This window comes from Brevundimonas naejangsanensis DSM 23858 (assembly GCF_000421705.1).
GTDB classification, from domain to species: Bacteria; Pseudomonadota; Alphaproteobacteria; order Caulobacterales; family Caulobacteraceae; genus Brevundimonas; species Brevundimonas naejangsanensis.
The window spans coordinates 49,581-69,387 of the sequence record NZ_ATXN01000003.1 but is presented as its reverse complement, the minus strand read 5'-3'; the positions used below and the strand labels follow the sequence as shown (position 1 = coordinate 69,387).

The following is a 19,807-nucleotide window of genomic DNA, read 5'->3' as shown; positions in this document are numbered from 1 at the left end:
TGTTGGCCGCGCTGACTCTGGTCGTCGCGGCGTTCGTCATTGCGCCCATCGCCGACGCCGCCGCCTGCGGGCCCGAACCGCTGGCCGCCCACCAGGTGATCGACCACGATCCGGCGGCCGGGGATCATGACGGCTCAGGCGGCGAACCCGGCCTGTGCGCCCACGGCCATTGCCATCACACCGCCAGCGAACGGCATCCCTCGCGCGATTTCGTTCTCATCGGTCTGCCGGCCCATGTCGAACATGGCCGCCCGCTGAACGATCGTCTGGCTTCCTGCGCGCCCGAAGGCCTGAAGCGCCCTCCCAGAGCCTGAGCTGAGATCCGCGCAGTCGTGCGCGCTCCTGTTCAGTAATTCTGGAAATCAAACATGTTATTGCTGCATCGTCGTCGATCGCGCCTCGCGATCGGCTGCGCGCTCGTCTTGCTGGGCGCGGCGTCGGCCGCCCCGTCGTGGGCCGACCCCGCTCCGACCTATGCCGAGCTTGTCGCTCGCCTCGACCAGACGCCCGCTTCCGCAGAAGCCGCCGCCCTTGTCGACGCCGCCGAGGCGCGTGTCCGCCAGGCCCGCGTCCGCCCCAACCCCAGTCTGGACCTGAGCGCCGAGAACGTCGCTGGGTCCGGCCCTTATAACGGCTTTGGAGGCGGCGATATCAGCCTGTCCTTCAGCCAGGATCTTGAACTGTGGGGTCGACGTCCGGCCAGGGTGAACGCCGCCCGCGCCGATGCAGGCGCGGCGTCTCTGAGACGCGACCTCGCCCTGATCGATACGGCCGGTCGGCTGGCCCTGACCTATGCCGAAGCCGAAGCGGCCCAGCGTCGCGCGGCCCTGGCCGAAGAGGCGCTGAGCCTGTCCGTGGCCGACGCCCGCGCGGCGCTGGCCCTGGTCGAGGAAGGGCGAGAGCCTCTTCTGCGCGGCATACAGGCCGAGAGCGAGGCCGCCGCCGCCCGCGCCGCGTTGGACGAGGCCAAAGCCGAGCGTGACGCCGCCTTCGCCCGGCTGAGCGCCGTCGCCATGCTGCCGACGCCCGCGACCTCGATCGATGCCGGACTGCTGGATGCGTCAGCGACGCCCTCAAGCCCTTCCCACCGCGAAGCGCCCACGGTGCGCGTGGCTGAGGCCGAGGCGACGGCGGCCGAGCGCCGCATCGACATCCAGCGTATCAACGGCCGCCCCGATGTCACCGCCAGCGTGGGCGTGACCCGCTTCGGCGCCGAGGACCAGACGGCCCTGACCTTCGGCCTCAGCCTGCCCTTGCCGCTGTTCGACCGCAACCGGGGGAGCATCGACGCGGCCCGCGCCGAACACCGGGCTGCCCAAGCGCGGGTCATGCAGGCGCGTCAGGACGCCGGAGCCGACCGGGCCGCCGCGGTGGCGCGTCTGGCGTCGTCCGCCAGCCGCGTGTCAGCCGCCGATGCAGGCGTGACCTCGGCCGAGGAGGCCTATCGCCTGTCGCGCATCGGCGCAGAGGCGGGACGCATCTCGCAACTGGAGCTGCGCACCGGACGCGCGGCTCTGATCAACGCCCGATCCGCCGCTGTCGACGCCCGCATGGCGCGCGTCCGCGCCGAGATCGACCTGGCGCGCCTGGAAGGCCGCCTCCCCTTTGAAGGAAGTCGCTGATGCGCAATACCTTGTCGAAGAAAGAAACCCTGCTCGTCGGCATCGCCGCTGTTCTCATGCTGGGGATCGGCGGGCTGACGCTGTCTCTTGTCCGGCATGACCCGCCCCGCGCCGTTGCGGCTGTCAAGGAAGCCGAGCCCGAAGGCGAAACCACGGGCGAAACCGCCGAAAAGCCCGAGGGCGTGATCGAACTGACCGCCGAACAGCTTCAGGCGGCGGGCATTTCCGTCGTCTCCGTCTCGCGCGGCGGCGGCGGCGAAACGCGCCTGTCCGGCCGGGTCGAGGCCATGGTCGACGCGCGCGCCGCTGTCGGCGCCGTGGTCGGCGGCACGGTCGAGCGGGTGCTGGTCGCGCCGGGCCAGGCGGTCCGCGCGGGCCAGCCTCTGGTCAGCCTGATCAGCGGCGACGGCGCCGCCCTGCGCGCCGAGATCGACGCAGCCTCGGCCGCCGCCACCGCCGCGCGTCAGGCGCATCAGCGCAACCGCAATCTGGCCGATCAGGGCGTCGTCGCCCGTCAGGAGGTCGAGGCCTCGCAGGCTCAGGCCGCCAGCGCCGAGGCTATGGCTCGCGCCGCGCGGGCGCGAGCGACGGCGGCGGGCTCGCCCAACGCCTCGGGCCGGATGAGCATCGTCAGCCCCATCGCGGGCGTCGTCACCAATGTTCAGGTCGGCCCCGGCGGCTTCGTCGGTCAGGGCGCGGTCGTGGCCGAAGTGACCAATCCGGCGCGGGTCGAGCTGGTCTTAAACGCTCCGCCGCAGCTGGCGGCCCAGGTGCGCCTCGGCTCGCACGTGCGCGTCACGGGACCGCAAGGCGAGTTCGACGCCCTCGTCACCGGCGTCGCCGCCGACGCCGGATTACAGGACAGCGGCGCGACCGTGATCCGCGCCCGGCCCGAAAGCGACCGCCTGCCGCCCGCTGGATCGCCCGTCACCGGCGCCGTGGTCACACAAGGCCAGTCGGGCGGCGCCCTGACCGTGCCGTCCGAGGCGGTGCAGACGGTCGACGGCGCCACGGTGGTCTTCGTTCAGACCGGCCAAGGCTTCCGCGCCCAGCCCGTGCTGGCCGGCCGTCAGGCCGGGGGCGCCACCGAAATCCTTCGCGGCCTGACCGGGACCGAAAAGGTCGCGGCGGCCAACGCCTTCCTGCTCAAGGCCGAACTGGCCAAGGGCGAAGCCGAGCACGGCCACTAAGGGAGGGCGATCATGTTCAAAGCCATCATTGAGGCGTCCGTCCGCTTCCGCTGGTTCGTCATCCTGGCCACGACGCTGGTCGCGGCCTGGGGCCTGTTCCAGCTGACCAAACTGCCGATCGACGCCGTTCCGGACATCACCAACCGACAGGTGCAGATCAACACCGTGGCCCCGGCCCTGGCCCCCGAACAGATGGAGCGTCAGGTCACCTACCCGCTGGAAACAGCGATGGCGGGCATTCCGGGGATACAGAGCACCCGCTCCCTGACCCGCAACGGCTTCAGCCAGGTGACGGTCATCTTCAGCGACGCCACCGACATCTACTTCGCCCGTCAGCAGGTGGCCGAACGGATGGCGCAGGCGCGCGAGAATCTGCCCGAGGGCGTCGAACCGGCCCTGTCGCCCATCACCACCGGCCTGGGCGAAGTCCTGATGTGGACGGTCGATCTGACGCCCTTCGACGCAAAGACAGCGCGCGCGGGCCGTCCCGGCTGGCAACCCGACGGCGCCTATCTGACTCCCGAGGGCGAGCGGTTGGATACGCCGCAGGCGCGAGCCACCTACCTGCGCACCGTTCAGGACTGGATCATCGCGCCCCGGATGCGGACGGCGCCCGGTCTGGCGGGCGTCGATGTCAACGGCGGCTATGTGAAGGAATACGCCGTCCGGCCCGATCCGGCGCGGCTGGCCGGCTATGGCCTCAGCCTGAACGACCTGATCCAGGCGCTGGATCGCGCCAACACGCAAGCGGGCGCGGGCTATATCCAGCGCGCGGGCGAGGCCCTGACCGTGCGCACCGACGCCCTGGCCCAGACGGTCGAGGATCTGGCCCAAGCGCCCGTGGTCAATCGCAACGGCCTTGTCGTGCGCGTCGCCGATGTGGCCGTGGTCGAGATCGGCCAGGCGCCGCGTCTGGGCGGGGCCAGCCGCGATGGTCATGAGGCGGTCATCGGCACGGCCTTGATGCTGGCGGGCGAGAACAGCCGCACCGTGGCCCAGGCCGCCGCCGAACGACTAGAGCAGATCAGCGCCAGCCTGCCGCCCGACATCGTCGCCGAGCCGGTGCTGAACCGCAGCGCCCTGGTCAACTCCACCATCAAGACGGTGGCCAAGAACCTGACCGAAGGCGCCCTGCTGGTCATCGTCGTGCTGTTCCTGTTGCTGGGGAACATCCGCGCTGCGACGATCACGGCCCTGATGATCCCGATCAGCTTTCTGTTCGCGGTCATCGGCATGAACCGCTTCGGCATCAGCGGAAACCTGATGAGCCTGGGGGCGCTGGACTTCGGCCTGCTGGTCGACGGCGCCGTGGTAGTGGTCGAGAACACCCTGCTGCGTCTGGGCCAGAAGCGCGCCGATCTGGGCCACGTCCTGACCCGCAACGAACGGCTGGGCGTCGCCGCCTCGGCCGCGCGCCAGATGGTCAAGCCAGCCGCCTTCGGCCAGCTTATAATCCTTCTGGTCTTCACGCCCCTGCTGATGCTGGAAGGCGTCGAGGGCAAGACCTTCATTCCCATGGGAGCCACGGTCATGCTGGCTTTGGTCGGCGCCTTCATCTTCTCCTTCACCTTCGTCCCGGCCATGGCGGCCCTGCTGGTCAAGGAGCCCAAGACGGTCCACGTCGACGAGAACGGCGAGGCCGAGGAGCATGAGACCTTCCTGCTGCGCCACGCGCGCCGCTGGATCGAACCGGTCATCCGCGCCGCCGTCTCGCATCCCAAAACGGTGCTGGCCTCGGCCTTCGGCGCCCTGCTGATCGGCGCCCTGGCCTTCACCCTGCTGGGGCGCGAGTTCATCCCCACGCTGGACGAAGGCGACATCGCCATGCAGGCGCTGCGCGTGCCCTCGGCCTCGCTGGAGCAGTCCCTCGCCATGCAGATGGCGCTGGAACGGACCATCAAGGCCCAGCCCGAGGTGAAAACCGTCTTCTCGCGCACCGGCACTGCCGAGGCGGCGGTGGACCCCATGCCGCCCAACATCTCCGACGCCGTCATCGTGCTGAAGAAATGCAAGGAATGGCCCGATCCGCGCCTGCCGAAGGAAGAGCTGATCGCCCGCATCGAGAAGGCCGCCTCGACCCAGCTGGGCAACGCCTTCGAGTTCAGCCAGCCGATCGAACTGCGCTTCAACGAGCTGATCTCGGGCGTCCGTACCGATCTGGCGGTCATGGTCTATGGCGACGATTTCGCCCAGCTTCAGAAGACGGCGGACCAGGTGGCCAACGCCCTGCGCGACACGCCCGGCTCGGCCGACGTGCGGGTGGAGCAGGCGTCCGGCCTGCCGACCCTGACGGTCAGCGTCGACCGCTTCGCCGCCGCCAACTACGGCCTGTCGGCGGCGGATGTGTCCGAAGCCGTCTCGGCGGCCATCGGCGGCGCCGAGGCGGGTCAGATCTTCGAGGGCGACCGCCGCTTCGACGTAGTGGTCCGCCTGTCGGACGCCGAACGGAACGACCCCGCCGCCCTGAACGCCCTGCCCGTCACCACGGCCAGCGGCGCAGCCATTCCCCTGTCCTCGGTCGCCCGCATTCAGGTGAAGGAGGGCCAGAACCAGATCAGCCGCAACGACGGCAGCCGCCGCTTGGTGGTTCAGGCCAATGTGCGCGGCCGCGATCTGGGCGGCTTCGTCGCCGACGCCCAGAAGCAGGTCGACCAGCAGGTCAGCCTGCCCGCAGGCTATTCGCTCAAATGGGGCGGCCAGTTCGAGAACCTGAAGCGGGCTGAGCAGCGTCTGAGTCTGGTCATTCCCGTGGTCTTCGTCCTGATCGGCATCCTGCTATTCATGGCGCTGGGGTCGTTCGCGGAGGCGGGACTGGTGTTCGCCTGCGTGCCGCTGGCGCTGGTCGGCGGAGCGCTGTCGCTGTTGCTGAGGGGGATGCCCTTCTCGGTCTCGGCGGCGGTCGGATTCATCGCCGTGTCGGGCGTGGCGACCCTGAACGGATTGGTGCTGATGCAGGCGATCCGCGAGCGGTTGCAGACAGGGCAGACGCCGCGCGACGCCGCCCTGTTCGGCGCCTTCAGCCGTCTGAGGGCGGTGCTGACCACGGCCCTGGTCGCCATCGTCGGCTTCATTCCCATGGCCATCGCCACCGGGGCCGGGGCTGAGGTTCAGAAGCCGCTGGCCACCGTGGTCATCGGCGGCCTGCTGAGCGCCACCGCCCTGACGCTGCTGGTGCTGCCGACCTTCGCGGCCAGGGCCGTGAAACGTCGTCAGCCGGAGGATGTCGAACACTGATCAAGGAGGTCCGCCACGCGGCCCGCACGTCGGCCCATCGCGATATCAACCTCGCGCATGGGTCGGCGCCGCGTGGCGCCTCGCCTTCGATTTGATGCCGATTTGATATCAAATACGAACAAAACGGCATTTTAGATCATCACAGACGCGCCCTAGGCTGACCTCCACTGAAGGATGCGGAGACGACAGGTGCAGGGATCAGCCATTCAGGTCGTGGAGACAATCATCCTCGACGTGCCCACGATCCGACCGCATGTCCTCTCCGTGGCGACCATGCAGTCGCAGACGATCGTTCTGGTTCGCCTGCGCTGCGCCGATGGGATCGAGGGCGTCGGCGAAGGCACCACCATCGGCGGGCTGAACTACGGCGGCGAAAGCCCCGAGGGCATCAAGCTGGCGATCGACGCCTATTTCGCCCCTATGCTGGTCGGCGCCGATTCCACCCGCCCGGCGGTGATCATGGAGCGCCTGCGCCGCTCGATCATCGACAACCGCTTCGCCAAGAACGCCGTCGAGACCGCCCTGCTGGACATTCAGGGCAAGCGTCTGGGCGTGCCGGTCAGCGAGCTTCTGGGCGGACGCGTCCGCGACCGCCTGCCGGTGCTGTGGACCCTGGCCAGCGGCGACACCGCTCAGGACATCGCCGAGGCTGAAAGCATGGTGGCCTCGGGTCGCCACACCGCCTTCAAGCTGAAGATCGGCAAGCGGCCGGTGCAGGAAGACGTGGCCCACGTCGCAGCCATCAAACGCGCCCTGGGCGACCGCGCCAGCATCCGCGTCGACGTCAATCAGGCCTGGAGCGAGGCCGCCGCCAAACGCGCCCTGCCCCTGCTGGCCGAGGCGGGCGTCGACCTGATCGAACAGCCCATCCGCGCCCATGCGACAGCGGGCATGGCCCGGCTGACGGCGATGGGCCTGGTCCCCATCATGGCCGACGAAGCCTTGCACGGACCCGAGAGCGGCTACGCCCTTGCATGCGGCCAGTCGGCCGATGTCTTTGCGCTCAAGATCGCCCAGGCGGGCGGCCTGACCGAGTGCAAACGGCTGGCGGGCGTCGCCCAGTCGGCGGGAGTGGCCCTTTACGGCGGCACCATGCTCGAAGGCCCGGTCGGCACCATCGCCTCAGCCCAGCTTTTCGCCACCCTGCCCGAGATCGAGTTCGGCACCGAACTGTTCGCCCCCCTGCTGCTGACCGAAGAACTGCTGGCTGAGCCGCTGCACTACGCCGACGGCTGTCTGACGGTGCCGGACGGGCCGGGCCTCGGCCTTCAACTGAACGAGGACGCCGTCGCGGCGCTTCGTCGAGACCGAGGCGCCCGAACCTCGGTCGTCACGCCCAAACTGGTAGCGGGGTAAGCCGATGCTGTTTCATGTCACGATGGATGTGCGCATTCCGCACGACGCCGATCCGGCCAAAATCGACCGGCTGAAGGCCGAGGAAAAGGCCCGCGCCCAGGATCTGCAGCGTCAGGGAATCTGGCGTCATCTGTGGCGCGTGGCCGGCCGTTACAGCAACGTCAGCGTCTTCGACGTCGCCGACGCCCAGACGCTGCACGACCTTCTCAGCGCCCTGCCGCTGTTTCCCTACATGGACGTCCAGGTCACCGCCCTGTGCCGCCATCCGTCGTCGATCCACGAGGACGATCGTTAAAGAGCCCATCAAGGCCGAACATACTGGAGAGGAAGACCATGACCGAAGATTTCGTCGCCACACCCGAGATTCAACAGCTTCTGGACCGCGCCAGCGGCCTGACCGTCGAGGGCGGCGATCCCCGTCTGAAATCCATTACGCGAGACGTGGTCGAGGCCCTGATGCGGGTCATCGTCAAGCATGACGTCAGCGAGGACGAGTTCTGGGGCGCGATCAAATTTTTCCAGGACGGCGCCCAGGAGTTCGGCCTGATCGTGCCGGGTTCGGGTCTTGAGCACTTCATGGATCTGTTCCTGGACGCCAAGGACGCCGAGGCGGGCCGCACCGGCGGCACCCCGCGCACCATCGAAGGCCCCCTCTATGTCGAGGGCGCGCCGCTGGTCGAAGGCGAAAACATCAACCTGACAGACGACGCCGATGACACCGACACCCTGTATATGACCGGCAACATCGTCGGCCCGGACGGCGAGGCGCCCGCCGACGCCATCCTTCACGTCTGGCACGCCAATTCGAAGGGCTTCTATTCCCACTTCGACCCGACCGGCGAACAGACGCCGTTCAACAACCGTCGCCGCATCAAGGTCGGCGCGGACGGCCGCTACTATTTCAGCTCCAAGATCCCCAGCGGCTATTCGGTGCCGCCGAACGGCGCGACCGACCGGATGCTGAAGGCCATCGGCCGCCACGGCAACCGCCCGGCCCACGTCCACTTCTTCGTCGAGGCGCCCGGCTATCGTTCGCTGACGACCCAGATCAACTTCGGCGATGATCCGTTCGCGGCCGACGATTTCGCCTTCGCCACCCGCGACGGCCTGCTGCCGGTGCCGCAACGTCAGGGCGACAGCGCCTATGTCGCCTTCGACTTCACCCTGCAGCGCGCCGCTGCCGAGGGCGACCAGCACCTGTCCGGCCGCGCCCGCGCGGCGGCCTGATCGAAAGACCTGAGGTTCGTGTCCAAGATTTTCGCCTCTCCCCGAGCCGCGCTTGAGGGCCTGTTGTTCGACGGCATGACCATCATGTCCGGCGGCTTCGGGCTCTCTGGCAACCCCGAGAGCCTGATCCCCGAGATCAGGGCTTCCGGGGTCGGCGGGCTGACCGTCATCTCCAACAATGCAGGCGCCGACGGCTTTGGCCTGTGGATGCTGCTGGAGAGCCGTCAGGTGAAGAAGATGATCTCCAGCTATGTCGGCGAGAACAAGCTGTTCGAGCAGCAGTATCTGTCCGGCGAACTGGAACTGGAACTGAACCCGCAGGGCACCCTGGCCGAACGCATCCGGGCGGGGGGCGCAGGCATCCCCGCCTTCTATACCCGCACCGGCGTCGGCACCGTCGTCGCCGAGGGCAAGCCCGTCGAGACCTTCGAGGGCGATGACTATGTGCGCGAGACCTGGCTGCGCGCCGACCTGTCGATCATCAAGGCCTGGCGGGCCGATCCGGCCGGGAACCTGATGTTCCGCAAGACGGCCCGCAACTTCAATCCGAACATGGCGACGGCTGGAAAGACCACCGTGGTCGAGGTCGAGGAGATCGTCCCCGAAGGCGCCCTCGATCCCGACGCCATCCACACGCCGGGCATCTATGTCGACCGCATCGTCCTGAGCACCATCAATGAAAATCGCATCGAGAAGCTGACGACGCGTCCGCGCGAGGAGGCGTCGGCATGAGTTGGACCCGTGACGAGATGGCCGCCCGCGCCGGGCAGGAACTTCGCGACGGCTATTATGTGAATCTGGGCATCGGCATACCGACGCTGGTCGCCAACCATGTGCCGCAGGGCGTCCGCGTCACGCTGCAAAGCGAAAACGGCCTGCTCGGCATCGGCCCCTTCCCCTTCGAGGGCGAAGCGGACCCCGATCTGATCAACGCCGGAAAGCAGACCGTGACCGTGCTGCCGACCTCCAGCTTCTTCTCCTCTGCCGACAGCTTCGCCATGATCCGGGGCGGCCATATCGACATGGCCGTGCTGGGGGCGATGGAGGTCGCCGCCAACGGCGATCTGGCCAACTGGACCATCCCCGGCAAGATGGTGAAGGGCATGGGCGGCGCCATGGATCTGGTCGCCGGGGTCAAGCGCATCGTCGTCGTGATGGATCACGTCGCCAAGGACGGCTCGCCCAAGATTCTGGAAAAATGCGCCCTGCCCCTGACCGGCCGGAAGGTCGTGGACCTGATCATCACGGACCTGGGCGTCATCGCCGTGGATCGCAAACAGGGCGGCCTGACGCTGATCGAGACCGCCCCCGGCGTCACGGCCGAGGAGATTACGGCCAAGACCGGCGCGCCGCTGGCCATCGCAGCGGCGGCGGCATGACCGCCCTCAAGAAGAGAGCCGCCGCGCGGCGAGCGATAGGGCAGGAACAATGACCGAGGCCTTCATCTGCGACGCCATCCGCACGCCGGTCGGGCGGCTGAACGGCGGGCTGTCGGCGGTGCGCGCCGACGATCTGGCGGCGATCCCGTTGCGGGCGCTGGCCGAACGCAACCCTGCGCTGGACTGGGGCGCCGTGGAGGACGTCATCCTGGGCTGCGCCAATCAGTCGGGCGAGGACAACCGCAACGTCGCGCGCATGGCCGTGCTGCTGGCGGGCCTGCCCGAGACCGTGCCGGGATCGACGATCAACCGCCTGTGCGGCTCGGGTCTCAACGCCGTGGGGCTGGCGGCGCAGGCCATCCGCGCGGGCGAGGCTGAGCTGATGATCGCCGGCGGCGCCGAGAGCATGACCCGCGCCCCCTATGTGATGGGCAAGGCCGCGACCGCCTTCGACCGCGCTCAGACGATCGAAGACACGACGATGGGCTGGCGCTTCATCAACCCGGCCCTGCGCGCCGCCTATGGCGTGGACACCATGCCCCAGACGGCCGAGAACGTCGCCGAACAGTGGGCCATCACCCGCGAGGCGCAGGACGCCTTCGCCCTGGACAGCCAGACCAAGGCCGCCGCCGCTCTCGCCTCGGGCCGGTTCGACGCCGAGATCGTTCCCGTCTCCGTGCCGCAACGGCGCGGCGACCCCGTCATCTTCGCCGTGGACGAGCATCCGCGGGCCACCTCCCTCGACGCCCTAGCAAAACTGAAGCCGGTCGTGCGGCCGGACGGCACGGTGACGGCAGGTAACGCCTCGGGACTCAATGACGGAGCGGCGGCGATGATCGTCGCCTCCGAGGCCGCCGCCCGCGCCCATGGCCTGACGCCCCGCGCCCGCGTGGTCGCCATGGCCGCGTCCGGCGTCGCCCCGCGCATCATGGGCGTCGGCCCGATCGAGACCGCGCGCAAGCTGTTCGCCCGCACCGGCCTGAGTATGGCCGACATGGACGTCATCGAACTGAACGAGGCCTTCGCCGCTCAGGCGCTGGCCGTGTTGCAGGAGCTTGAAGTCGATCCGCGCGATCCGCGCCTGAACCCCAACGGCGGCGCCATCGCCCTGGGCCATCCGCTAGGGATGTCGGGCGCCCGCATCGTCATGACGGCGGTGGAGCAGCTTCACCGCACAAATGGACGCTACGCCCTGTGCACCATGTGCATCGGCGTCGGTCAGGGCATCGGCATGATCGTGGAGCGGGTATGAGCGTGCAACACATCACCACCGGCGACGGCTGCCGTCTGGCCTGGCGCTTCGACGGGCCGGAAGACGCAGCCGTTTTGCTGCTGTCCAACTCGCTGGGCACCCGCATGGAGATGTGGGACGCTCAGATGGCCGCCTTCTGCGCGCAATACCGAGTGCTGCGCTATGACAGCCGGGGGCACGGGGCGTCAGACGCGCCTACGGGCGCCTATGGCCTCGACCGGCTGGGCCGCGATGTGGTGGAGTTGCTGGACGCGCTAGAACTTGAGCGCGTCGCCTTCTGCGGCCTGTCGCTGGGCGGCATGGTCGGCCAGTGGATGGGGGTGCGCGCCCCCGAACGGCTGGAGCGTCTGGTGCTGGCCAACACCTCGGCCTTCATGGGACCGCCCTCGGCCTGGGACGCGCGCATCGCCAGCGCCCTGTCGCAGGGCATGGCGCCGCTGGCGACGGCCTCGGTCGCCCGCTGGTTCACGCCGGTCTTCGCCGCCCGCGCGCCCGATCCGGTCGCTGTCATCGAGGCCGGACTGCTGGCGACCTCGCCGCAGGGCTACGCCGGATGCTGCGCCGCCATCCGCGACATGGATTTAAGGCGACTGGGCGGGCTGATAACAACGCCGACGCTGGTCATCTCGGGCGACGCCGATCCGGCCACCCCGCCCGACCACGCCGCCGGCCTGGTGAAGGCCATCCCCGAGGCCCAGTTGAAGGTGCTGGACGGCGCACACCTGTCGAACGTCGAACAGCCCGAAGCCTTCGCCGGGGCCGTGCTCAGCTTCCTCTCGGCCTGATCTGGCTGCGGGTGCGTTCGCGCACCAGGGCGCAGAAGCCGCCCAGCACCGAGGATCGATTGTCGCGCAGATAGGCCAGACTCAGCTGCGTCTCCCGCTCCTCGCCCAGCAGGGGGCGATAGGCGACGCCATGCAGCTGGGCCTCCGAGGTCGATTCCGGCACGAGCGACACCCCGGCCCCCACCGACACCAGCGACAGGGCGGTCTGAATCTCCAGCGTCTCCTGGGCGATCTCGGGGGTGAAGCCCTCGGCCCGGCACAGGTCCAGCACATGGTCGGCGAAGCTGGGTCGGGGCTGGCGCGGATAGAGGATGAAGGGCCGCACCGCCAGATCGGCCAGGGCGATATGGCTCTGTTCGGCCAGGACGTCGGTGTCCGGCAGGGCCACGATCAGCGGCTCGCGCTGGACCACCTCGCTGACGATGTCGGGATCCTGAATACCCGGCCGGGCGAAGGCCACGTCAATGGAGCGATCGCGCAGCGCCACCCTCAGCTCCGCCGTGTTCATGGCGTGCAGCACCAGTTCAACCTCGGGGTACTGTTCGCGATAGGCGTTGAAGACGCCCGGCAGGATCGAAAAGGTCGCCGAGCCGACGAAGCCCACCTGAATCACCCCGACCAGCCCCTCGGCCGCGCGGCGCGCCACGCGCACCGCGTCGGCCACGCGCGCCTGAATATCGCGGGCGCGCGGCAACAGGGCCTCGCCCGCCGGCGTCAGTTGAATGGCGCTGCGGCTGCGGTCGAGCAACTGGGCGCCGATGGCGTTCTCGAGGCTGGCGATCTGACGGCTGAGGGCGGGCTGGGCGATGTAGAGCCGCTCGGCTGCCCGGCCGAAATGGAGTTCCTCGGCCACGGCAAGAAAATAGCGCAAACGCCGCACATCGACGCCCGAAAGGACAGCACGCGGCAGAGGTTCCGGCTTCGGCGAGCGTTTCATTCCAACATCAGAGCCTGACGCCCGACCGCAAGGCAATACCCAAAAGGCATCAGGCTCTGCCCTTTTTGTATTGGCCCATTATCAGACCCTCCGACAGTCTTCGTTTCAGGGAACGGAACAACGAACCGCGAAAAGCGGTCCAACCCAGGAAACGAACATGACAGCGGCGCCCAGCCCGATCACGCGACCCAGCCCGTTTTCGAGCGGTCGCCCCAAGCTCCAGACCGTCGTCCGCAACCTGACGGACAACGGCATCGTGGAGTTCGACTTCATCTACGGCGACCCCGACCTCAGCGTCGAACTGGTCCTGCCGATCGCCGCCTTCCGGGAATTCTGCCTGGAGAACGGCTGTCTGGTGACCGCCGCCGATCCCGCCGCCAGCCACGCCGTGCTGCGCCTCGTCAAAAACGGCGCCGCCCTCGAACCTGTTGGAGCGTCACAATGAACATCGACCTGAAAGCCGAGGCGATCACGCCGCGGCGCCACACCTTCTCGCACATCGCGCGGCGCTTCGGCGTCGACAAGCCCGCGTCGCGCTACGAAGAAGCGACTTTCGACGTGCAGCCGATGGTCAACTTCCACTATCGGCCGACCTATTCGCCGCAATTCGAACTGTACGATGCGCGCCGCACCCGCATCGTGATGAATGACTGGTACGTCTTCCGCGACCCGCGCCAGTTCTACTACGCCTCCTACAACATCAGCCGCGCGGCCATGCAGCAGTCGTTCGACGACGCCGTGAACTTCGTCGAGAAGCGCGACCTGATCGCCAGCGTCGATCCGGCCTGGCGTGACCTGTTCGCCGCCTGGCTGCTGCCGCTGCGCCATGTCGAATGGGCGGCGAACATGAACTGCCAGTTGATCGCCGACTGGGGCTTTGGGACGCAGATCACCTCGGCGGCGGCCTTCTGCGGGGCCGACCGTCTGGGCATCGCTCAGGTCATTTCGCGCATCGGCCTGCTGCTGGGTCAGGGTACGGAAAGCGCTCTGAAGGACGCCAAGACCCAATGGCTGGAGGCCGACGTCTGGCAACCCCTGCGTCGTCTGGTCGAGGACCAGCTGGTCGTCCACGACTGGTTCGAACTCTATGTCGCCCAGTTGATCGTGCTGGACGGCTACATCTATCCGCTGGCGACGGGCGCCTTCGACCGCGCGGGCGCGGCGCACAATGGGGCGCCTCTGTCGATGATGACCGGCTTCCTCGGCGACTGGTACGCCGACAACAGCCGCTGGACCGACGCCGTCATCAAGGCCGCAGCGGCTGAATCCGACGCCAACCGCATCATCCTTGGCGAATGGTTCGAGCGCTGGTCCGCCCGCGCCGAAGAAGCTGTCCGCCCCATCGGAGCAATGGTGCTGGGCGCCGAGGGCGACGCCGCCGTCGATGCAGCAGGCGCGCGTCTGCGCGAACGGATGATCGCCCTGAACGCCCTCGAAGCCCGGGAGATGGCGGCATGATCAAGCCCGTTTCCATCAGCATTCAGAACACCCAGGACGGCTTCGCCATCGTCGAGGCCATACTGGCCGACAACCCCGAGGCCACCAGCAACCCCCTGCCCGCCATGACCAAGGTCGACTGTCCCGGTCGTCTGGTCATCCGCGCCGATAGCGTTTCCGAGCGCCTCGGCCGTGAATGGGACCCTCAGGAAATCCACCTCAGCGTCATCTCCCTGTCCGGCTCTGTGGACGAAGACGACGGCTCTCTGATCATCTTCTGGAGATAGGCATGACCCCGCGCAAAATGAGCCTGAAGCAGAAATACGGCGCCTATACGCGAGGTCTGGACTGGAAGCCGACCTATCAACGCGAAGACGACGTCTTCCCCTTCGCCAAATATGAAGGGATCAAGATCCACGACTGGGACGCCTGGGAAGATCCCTTCAAGCTGACCATGGACGCCTATTGGAAGTTCCAGGCAGAGAAGGAGCGCAAGCTCTACGCCGTCATCGACTCCATGGCCCAGAACAACGGCCAGCTGGGCATCACCGACGCCCGTTATCTGAACGCAGTCAAGCTGTTCATCCAGGGGGTGACGCCGCTGGAGTATCAGGCGCACCGCCACTTCGCCCACCTAGCGCGGCATCTGCCGGGCGCGGGCCTGCGCGTGGCGGCGCAGATGCAGTCGATCGACGAACTGCGTCACTGCCAGACGCAGATCCATACCATCAGCCACTACAACAAGTATTTCGACGGCATCCACGACTTCACCCACATGCATGACCGCCTGTGGTATCTATCGGTGCCCAAGTCGTTCTTCGACGACGCGACCAGCGCCGGGCCGTTCGAGTTCCTGACCTCGATCAGCTTCGCCTTCGAATACGTCCTGACCAATCTGCTGTTCGTGCCCTTCATGTCGGGCGCGGCCTACAACGGCGACATGGCGACGGTGACGTTCGGCTTCTCGGCCCAGTCGGACGAGAGCCGCCACATGACGCTGGGCCTCGAGGCCGTCCGCTTCCTGCTGGAGCAGGACGAGGCCAATGTGCCGATCGTCCAGGGCTGGATCGACAAGTGGTTCTGGCGCGGATACCGCCTGCTGTCGCTGGTCGGCATGATGATGGACTACATGCTGCCCAAGAAGGTCATGTCCTGGGGCGAGGCGTGGGAGACCTATTATGAGCAGGCAGGCGGCGCCCTGTTCGCCGACCTGGCCCGCTATGGCATCCGCGAACCGAAATACGCCGACGTCGCCAAGGCCGAGAAGGGCCACATGACGCACCAGGCGTGGGGCATCTTCTACAACTACACCCACGCCGCCGCCATGCACACCTGGGACATCGACGAAGCCCACATGGCCTGGCTGCGCGAGAAGTATCCCGACACCTTCGCCCAGCACTATGAGCCCCGCTATCGCAAGTGGCGCGAACAGGCCGAGGAAGGGAAACGCTTCTATAACAACGGCCTGCCGCAGCTGTGCCAGGTCTGCCAGATCCCGATGGCCTTCACCGAGGTCGGCGATCCGAACACCATCAGCTTCCGCGTCTCCGAACACGGCGGCGACAGGTTCCACACCTGTTCGGACGGCTGCAAGGACATCTTCGACCACGAGCCGGAGAAGTACGCCCAGGCCTGGCTGCCGGTGCACCAGATCTTCCAGGGCGCCTGCGGCGGGGCGACCCTGCCCGAGGTGCTGGACTGGTATCACATCAACCAGGGGGCCGATAACATGGACTACGCCGGGTCCCCCGAAGAAGAGCAGTGGAACCGCTGGATGGAGGGGCGTCGCCCCGTCGTCCCGGTCGCGGCGGAATAGGAGGACCCACCATGGCCACCGCAAGCCTGCACCCCGGCTACACCGGCCCTGTCCGCGACCGGGTCGAGAACTTCAACGGCGCCCAGCTGGTCTATGTCCACTGGGAGGAGCATCTGAACTTCTGCTCGGCAATCACCCTGCCGCTGCCGCCGCAGACGCCCTTCGCCGCCCTGACCGGCGAGATCCTGCCGTCCCTATATGCGGTGGATCCGGAATGGGCCGAGGTCGACCTGTCCAAGGCCCGCTGGATGCTGGACGGCGCCGACTGGACGCCCGATCCGGCCCGATCGCTGGCCGATCAGGGCGTCGGCCACAAGTCGCTGATCCGCTTCTGGACCGGCCCGTCCGCCACGGCCTGAGGACACGCCCATGCCGACCCTGACCATCGAACCGATCGGCGAGACCATCGAGGTCGCGCCCGGTCAGACCCTGCTGGACGCCTGCCTTCGGGCCGGCGTCTGGCTGCCCCACGCCTGCGGCCACGGCCTGTGCGGCACCTGTAAGGTCGAGGTGCTGGAAGGCGAAGTCGATCACGGCGGCGCCTCCCCCTTCGCCCTGATGGATTTCGAACGCGACGACGGCAAGACCCTGGCCTGCAGCGCCATGCTGCTGAGCGATACGGTGATCGAGGCCGACGTCGATGAGGACGAAGACGCCCGCCGCATCGCCGTCGACGACTATGTCGGCCGGGTCGAGCGCCGCGAAATGATCACGCCGGACATCCTGGGCCTGTGGCTGCGGCTGGACGGCGCGGGGCTGGATTTTCAGGCGGGCCAGTACGTCAATCTGCGTCTGCCGGGCATTGAAGGCACCCGCGCCTTCTCCATCGCCAGCAGCCCCACCGAACCGAACCTGATCGAGTTGCACGTCCGTCGCGTTCCCGGCGGCGTCGGCACCGCCTGGCTGCATGACGAGCTGAAGGAGGGTGACAGCCTCGACTTCACCGGACCGCTGGGTCGCTTCTACGTCCGGCGTTCGGCCGAAAAGCCGCTGATCTTCCTGGCGGGCGGCTCGGGCCTGTCCAGTCCCAAGGGCATGATCCTGGACCTGCTGGAACAGGGCTATTCGGAGCCGATCACCCTACTGCACGGCGGGCGGCGCCCCTGCGACCTGCACTTCGGCGACCTGTTCCGCCAGTTGGAGGCCGAGCACGACAACTTCCGCTACGTCCCCGCCGTCTCCCAGCCCGAGGCCGACGATGTCTGGGGCGGCGAGACCGGCTATGTCCACGAAGCGGCCGAACGCCTGTTCGAGGGGCGGTTCAGCGGTTGTCAGGCCTATCTGTGCGGGCCGCCGTCGATGATCGAGGCGGGCGTCGTCGCCCTGATGAAGGGGCGGCTGTTCGAGCGGGACATCTTCATGGAGCGGTTCCTGACAGCCGGCGACGCCGAGGCCACCGCCCGCTCGCCCCTGTTCCGCAAGATCTGACCAGTCGCCCCGAACCGGGGCTCAACAACAACGAGTGGGGCTTGCCGTCGGCGTTTTCGCGCCGAACGGCGCTCTGCGCCCGAAACTCAGGGAGGGACGACCATGAAAAGACTGCTGATCACCACGGCTGCGCTGGCCGCCGGTATGGCGGGCGCAGCCCATGCAGGGGAAACGCGCGGCACGGCCTATGCCGACGGCGCGGAATCCATCGGCGTGGCGCAACTGCCGCCGCCGGGAACCTATCTGCTGACCTACACCAACTACTACGCTGCTGACCGGCTGAACGACGGCGACGGCGACAACCTGGTCCCCGACTTCTCGCTCAACGCCTTCGCCAACATCGCCCGCGTGGTCCACGTCAGCGACAAGACCTTCCTGGGCGCCACGGTCGCCGCCCACGCCCTGATCCCCATCGTCAATCTTGACGTCAAGGCGGGCGGTCAGAGCCAGAGCAGCTTCGGCCTGGGCGACATCATCGTCAGCCCCCTGGTGCTGGGCTGGAAGAAAGGCGACTGGAACCTGGTGGCCACCGTCGACACCTTCATCCCGACCGGGGACTACAAGGCGGGCGACCTGGCCAACATCGGCCGCAACTACTGGACCTTCGAGCCGGTCTTCGCCGCCACCTACGCCCAGCCGGGCGGCGGATGGGAAGCCTCGGCCAAGGTGATGTACGACTTCAACACCACCAATGACGACACCGACTACAAGTCAGGTCAGAGCCTGCACACCGACGCGGCCGTGGCCTACACCACCGGCAAGCTGACGCTGGGCCTGACCGGCTACTATTACCGCCAGACCACCGACGACAAGATCGCCGGCGCCCGCGTCGGCCCCGACGGCGTGCGCGGAGAGGCCTTCGCCATTGGTCCCCTTGTCCGCTACGTCGTCGGTCAGGTGCCGATCACCGCCCAGTGGCAGCATGAGTTCCACGCCGAGAACCGCCCGCAAGGCGACAAGCTCTGGGTGAAGGCCGCCTTCCGCTTCTGATGGGCTTACAAACGGAGCATTGGCCTGGCACGAACTCCGAAAATGCTGTGGCAGGCTAGGTCACCGGCTCGCAGGCGATGACATAATCTGCTCCATGCCTCAGCCCGCGTCGCGCTTCGCAAAGCTCCAGCGCCTGCTTGCGGATGACTTCTGCCGTCTCTCGAAAATTCTGCGCCAGGGTTTGTTCGGCCAGATGGGGTAAACGCCGCAACGTCATGTCCAACTGTCCATTCACCCATTTCGCCTTGTAGCGATTGGGAAATCTACGTGCCGAGAGAATTTTGAAGCCACCGCCGGCCAGCGCATTCAGCGCCCATTCCGCCGGATATTCGCGGTAAGGCGTTTCGTCCGCCAGCATCAGCACGGCGTCGCGAAATCTGCCGATCCGTCTGACCATCCGCGCTTCATCAGTCTCAGCAGGCCCTACCACGTACGGATCCAGGCCGATGACATAGAGGCGGCGCCCCGTCATGGGGCGCAGGCGGCGTAGCAGCGACTGCTGGAAATAGGGTGCAAAGCCTTCCACGGCGCCGATCAGATAATCGGCCACGACTGTATCGTGAACCTCGCCCTGCAGAAGGTTCGGGTCCGTCCAGTTGCCGAGGACCAGACGATCCTGCGGCCGAAAACGCGAGCCCACAACCTTTCGCACCTGATCCGCATGCCCCGGAGCGGCCGTCACCCCCGTCCAGGATTCGGTGGTCAGGCCGGTGCTCCAGAGACTTGAGTTCACGCCTGTGCCGGCGTCCAGGAATCGTCCCCACGGCCTATCGCCCTGCAGCATTTCCACATGATCGAACAGGCTCATTGCACAATCGCCGGCTCAACGACCCCGGTCGCACGGCGCACCAGTCGCACATCGACATCATAGTCCATTGCATCCGCCAGACGCACCGCAGCCTTCAGCGTCATCCGTTCCCGATCACGCAGCCACAGACAGACCTGGCCTCGGGGAACGCCCAGCCTCCTCGCCAGCCGGGATTGGTTGAGACCGTCCTTCCGGCGCTTCTCGTAAACCTGACCGATCAAACGCCATAGTTGGCGCTGCACCCGCTCCGCTTTTTCAGCCGCTCCCACACCCCTTATTTCCATCTCCGCTCAGGCCCGCTTGATGAATGTTATGATATAACATAATAGCGACTCTCTTCATGAAC

At 67.3% G+C, this 19,807-nt stretch carries 21 protein-coding genes; 18 read left to right on the top strand and 3 right to left on the bottom strand.

All coding sequences use genetic code 11. From position 1 onward, the window contains the following. The first annotated feature begins 2 nt into the window (after nucleotides 1-2). The 11 genes from H556_RS0107750 to pcaD all read left to right on the top strand — a co-directional run bounded on the left by H556_RS0107750 (nucleotide 3) and on the right by pcaD (nucleotide 12,045). Nucleotides 3-314 carry a hypothetical protein gene (locus H556_RS0107750; RefSeq protein ID WP_245559447.1) on the top strand — a complete coding sequence of 104 codons (312 nt, stop codon included), beginning with the start codon at nucleotides 3-5 and terminating at the stop codon, nucleotides 312-314. Nucleotides 315-368: 54 nt separating this feature from the next. Beyond that, nucleotides 369-1,622 (top strand): TolC family protein, encoded by a 1,254-nt coding sequence (locus tag H556_RS0107745; RefSeq protein ID WP_024353895.1) that lies wholly within the window; start codon nucleotides 369-371, stop codon nucleotides 1,620-1,622. Next, nucleotides 1,622-2,812, top strand: coding sequence for an efflux RND transporter periplasmic adaptor subunit (locus H556_RS0107740; protein ID WP_024353894.1), 1,191 nt, complete (start codon nucleotides 1,622-1,624; stop codon nucleotides 2,810-2,812). The genes H556_RS0107745 and H556_RS0107740 overlap by 1 nt, the downstream gene beginning before the upstream one ends. 12 nt (nucleotides 2,813-2,824) lie before the next feature. Then, the gene (locus H556_RS0107735) at nucleotides 2,825-6,046 is read left to right on the top strand and encodes a CusA/CzcA family heavy metal efflux RND transporter (RefSeq protein ID WP_024353893.1); all 3,222 of its coding nucleotides are present in this window, start codon (nucleotides 2,825-2,827) and stop codon (nucleotides 6,044-6,046) included. Nucleotides 6,047-6,235: 189 nt separating this feature from the next. After that, nucleotides 6,236-7,402, top strand: a complete 1,167-nt coding sequence (locus H556_RS0107730; RefSeq protein WP_245559446.1) for a muconate/chloromuconate family cycloisomerase — start codon at nucleotides 6,236-6,238, stop codon at nucleotides 7,400-7,402. Nucleotides 7,403-7,406: 4 nt separating this feature from the next. Continuing rightward, a complete protein-coding gene (gene catC / locus H556_RS0107725) occupies nucleotides 7,407-7,697 on the top strand; it encodes a muconolactone Delta-isomerase (RefSeq protein ID WP_024353891.1) in 291 nt (96 codons plus the stop codon). 38 nt (nucleotides 7,698-7,735) lie between these two features. Beyond that, nucleotides 7,736-8,629 (top strand): dioxygenase family protein, encoded by an 894-nt coding sequence (locus H556_RS0107720; protein ID WP_024353890.1) that lies wholly within the window; start codon nucleotides 7,736-7,738, stop codon nucleotides 8,627-8,629. A 9-nt stretch (nucleotides 8,630-8,638) separates the two neighbouring features. Next, entirely contained in the window at nucleotides 8,639-9,361 is a 723-nt protein-coding gene (locus H556_RS0107715; RefSeq protein WP_211216122.1) for a CoA transferase subunit A, read from the top strand. Continuing rightward, the gene (locus H556_RS0107710; protein WP_024353888.1) at nucleotides 9,358-10,008 is read left to right on the top strand and encodes a 3-oxoacid CoA-transferase subunit B; all 651 of its coding nucleotides are present in this window, start codon (nucleotides 9,358-9,360) and stop codon (nucleotides 10,006-10,008) included. The genes H556_RS0107715 and H556_RS0107710 overlap by 4 nt, the downstream gene beginning before the upstream one ends. 49 nt (nucleotides 10,009-10,057) lie before the next feature. Beyond that, on the top strand, nucleotides 10,058-11,260 hold the full coding sequence (pcaF, locus tag H556_RS0107705; protein ID WP_024353887.1) for a 3-oxoadipyl-CoA thiolase: 1,203 nt from the start codon (nucleotides 10,058-10,060) through the stop codon (nucleotides 11,258-11,260). Further along, nucleotides 11,257-12,045, top strand: a complete 789-nt coding sequence (pcaD, locus tag H556_RS0107700) for a 3-oxoadipate enol-lactonase (protein WP_024353886.1) — start codon at nucleotides 11,257-11,259, stop codon at nucleotides 12,043-12,045. The genes pcaF and pcaD overlap by 4 nt, the downstream gene beginning before the upstream one ends. Here the strand turns inward: pcaD and H556_RS0107695 are convergent. Continuing rightward, a complete protein-coding gene (locus tag H556_RS0107695; protein WP_024353885.1) occupies nucleotides 12,026-12,982 on the bottom strand; it encodes a LysR family transcriptional regulator in 957 nt (318 codons plus the stop codon). The two genes, pcaD and H556_RS0107695, sit on opposite strands and share 20 nt — an antisense overlap. A 157-nt stretch (nucleotides 12,983-13,139) precedes the next feature. On the opposite strand from H556_RS0107695, the gene H556_RS0107690 reads away from it, so the two are divergent. The 7 genes from H556_RS0107690 to H556_RS0107660 all read left to right on the top strand — a co-directional run bounded on the left by H556_RS0107690 (nucleotide 13,140) and on the right by H556_RS0107660 (nucleotide 18,653). Continuing rightward, nucleotides 13,140-13,427: a phenol hydroxylase subunit gene (locus H556_RS0107690; protein ID WP_024353884.1), complete on the top strand. Its 288-nt coding sequence runs from the start codon at nucleotides 13,140-13,142 to the stop codon at nucleotides 13,425-13,427. Continuing rightward, a complete protein-coding gene (locus H556_RS0107685) occupies nucleotides 13,424-14,440 on the top strand; it encodes a ferritin family protein (protein WP_024353883.1) in 1,017 nt (338 codons plus the stop codon). The genes H556_RS0107690 and H556_RS0107685 overlap by 4 nt, the downstream gene beginning before the upstream one ends. Further along, nucleotides 14,437-14,706 (top strand): MmoB/DmpM family protein, encoded by a 270-nt coding sequence (locus H556_RS0107680; RefSeq protein ID WP_024353882.1) that lies wholly within the window; start codon nucleotides 14,437-14,439, stop codon nucleotides 14,704-14,706. Before H556_RS0107685 ends, H556_RS0107680 begins: the two co-directional genes overlap by 4 nt. Nucleotides 14,707-14,708: 2 nt before the next feature. After that, on the top strand, nucleotides 14,709-16,235 hold the full coding sequence (locus H556_RS0107675) for an aromatic/alkene/methane monooxygenase hydroxylase/oxygenase subunit alpha (RefSeq protein ID WP_024353881.1): 1,527 nt from the start codon (nucleotides 14,709-14,711) through the stop codon (nucleotides 16,233-16,235). A gap of 11 nt (nucleotides 16,236-16,246) precedes the next feature. Further along, nucleotides 16,247-16,594, top strand: coding sequence for a phenol hydroxylase subunit P4 (locus H556_RS0107670; RefSeq protein WP_024353880.1), 348 nt, complete (start codon nucleotides 16,247-16,249; stop codon nucleotides 16,592-16,594). 10 nt (nucleotides 16,595-16,604) lie between these two features. Continuing rightward, a complete protein-coding gene (locus H556_RS0107665; RefSeq protein ID WP_024353879.1) occupies nucleotides 16,605-17,663 on the top strand; it encodes an NADH:ubiquinone reductase (Na(+)-transporting) subunit F in 1,059 nt (352 codons plus the stop codon). A gap of 102 nt (nucleotides 17,664-17,765) precedes the next feature. Then, on the top strand, nucleotides 17,766-18,653 hold the full coding sequence (locus H556_RS0107660; RefSeq protein WP_024353878.1) for a SphA family protein: 888 nt from the start codon (nucleotides 17,766-17,768) through the stop codon (nucleotides 18,651-18,653). 55 nt (nucleotides 18,654-18,708) lie between these two features. Here H556_RS0107660 and H556_RS0107655 read toward each other — a convergent pair whose 3' ends face one another. Next, complete coding sequence (locus tag H556_RS0107655; protein ID WP_024353877.1) at nucleotides 18,709-19,461, bottom strand: class I SAM-dependent methyltransferase; 753 nt, start codon at nucleotides 19,459-19,461, stop codon at nucleotides 18,709-18,711. After that, on the bottom strand, nucleotides 19,458-19,730 hold the full coding sequence (locus H556_RS15625; protein WP_162140907.1) for a helix-turn-helix domain-containing protein: 273 nt from the start codon (nucleotides 19,728-19,730) through the stop codon (nucleotides 19,458-19,460). The genes H556_RS0107655 and H556_RS15625 overlap by 4 nt, the downstream gene beginning before the upstream one ends. Nucleotides 19,731-19,807 lie beyond the last annotated feature (77 nt).

Bases quoted from the DNA above. Each gene is read 5' to 3' on its own strand.
- H556_RS0107735 (WP_024353893.1), top strand. From the start codon at position 2,825: ATGTTCAAAGCCATCATTGAGGCGTCCGTCCGCTTCCGCTGGTTCGTC.
- pcaF (WP_024353887.1), top strand. From the start codon at position 10,058: ATGACCGAGGCCTTCATCTGCGACGCCATCCGCACGCCGGTCGGGCGG.
- H556_RS0107670 (WP_024353880.1), top strand. From the start codon at position 16,247: ATGGCCACCGCAAGCCTGCACCCCGGCTACACCGGCCCTGTCCGCGAC.
- H556_RS0107660 (WP_024353878.1), top strand. From the start codon at position 17,766: ATGAAAAGACTGCTGATCACCACGGCTGCGCTGGCCGCCGGTATGGCG.
- H556_RS0107740 (WP_024353894.1), top strand. From the start codon at position 1,622: ATGCGCAATACCTTGTCGAAGAAAGAAACCCTGCTCGTCGGCATCGCC.
- H556_RS0107690 (WP_024353884.1), top strand. From the start codon at position 13,140: ATGACAGCGGCGCCCAGCCCGATCACGCGACCCAGCCCGTTTTCGAGC.
- catC (WP_024353891.1), top strand. From the start codon at position 7,407: ATGCTGTTTCATGTCACGATGGATGTGCGCATTCCGCACGACGCCGAT.
- H556_RS0107695 (WP_024353885.1), bottom strand. From the start codon at position 12,982: ATGAAACGCTCGCCGAAGCCGGAACCTCTGCCGCGTGCTGTCCTTTCG.
- pcaD (WP_024353886.1), top strand. From the start codon at position 11,257: ATGAGCGTGCAACACATCACCACCGGCGACGGCTGCCGTCTGGCCTGG.
- H556_RS0107675 (WP_024353881.1), top strand. From the start codon at position 14,709: ATGACCCCGCGCAAAATGAGCCTGAAGCAGAAATACGGCGCCTATACG.
- H556_RS0107745 (WP_024353895.1), top strand. From the start codon at position 369: ATGTTATTGCTGCATCGTCGTCGATCGCGCCTCGCGATCGGCTGCGCG.
- H556_RS0107710 (WP_024353888.1), top strand. From the start codon at position 9,358: ATGAGTTGGACCCGTGACGAGATGGCCGCCCGCGCCGGGCAGGAACTT.
- H556_RS0107665 (WP_024353879.1), top strand. From the start codon at position 16,605: ATGCCGACCCTGACCATCGAACCGATCGGCGAGACCATCGAGGTCGCG.
- H556_RS0107685 (WP_024353883.1), top strand. From the start codon at position 13,424: ATGAACATCGACCTGAAAGCCGAGGCGATCACGCCGCGGCGCCACACC.
- H556_RS0107680 (WP_024353882.1), top strand. From the start codon at position 14,437: ATGATCAAGCCCGTTTCCATCAGCATTCAGAACACCCAGGACGGCTTC.
- H556_RS0107655 (WP_024353877.1), bottom strand. From the start codon at position 19,461: ATGAGCCTGTTCGATCATGTGGAAATGCTGCAGGGCGATAGGCCGTGG.
- H556_RS0107720 (WP_024353890.1), top strand. From the start codon at position 7,736: ATGACCGAAGATTTCGTCGCCACACCCGAGATTCAACAGCTTCTGGAC.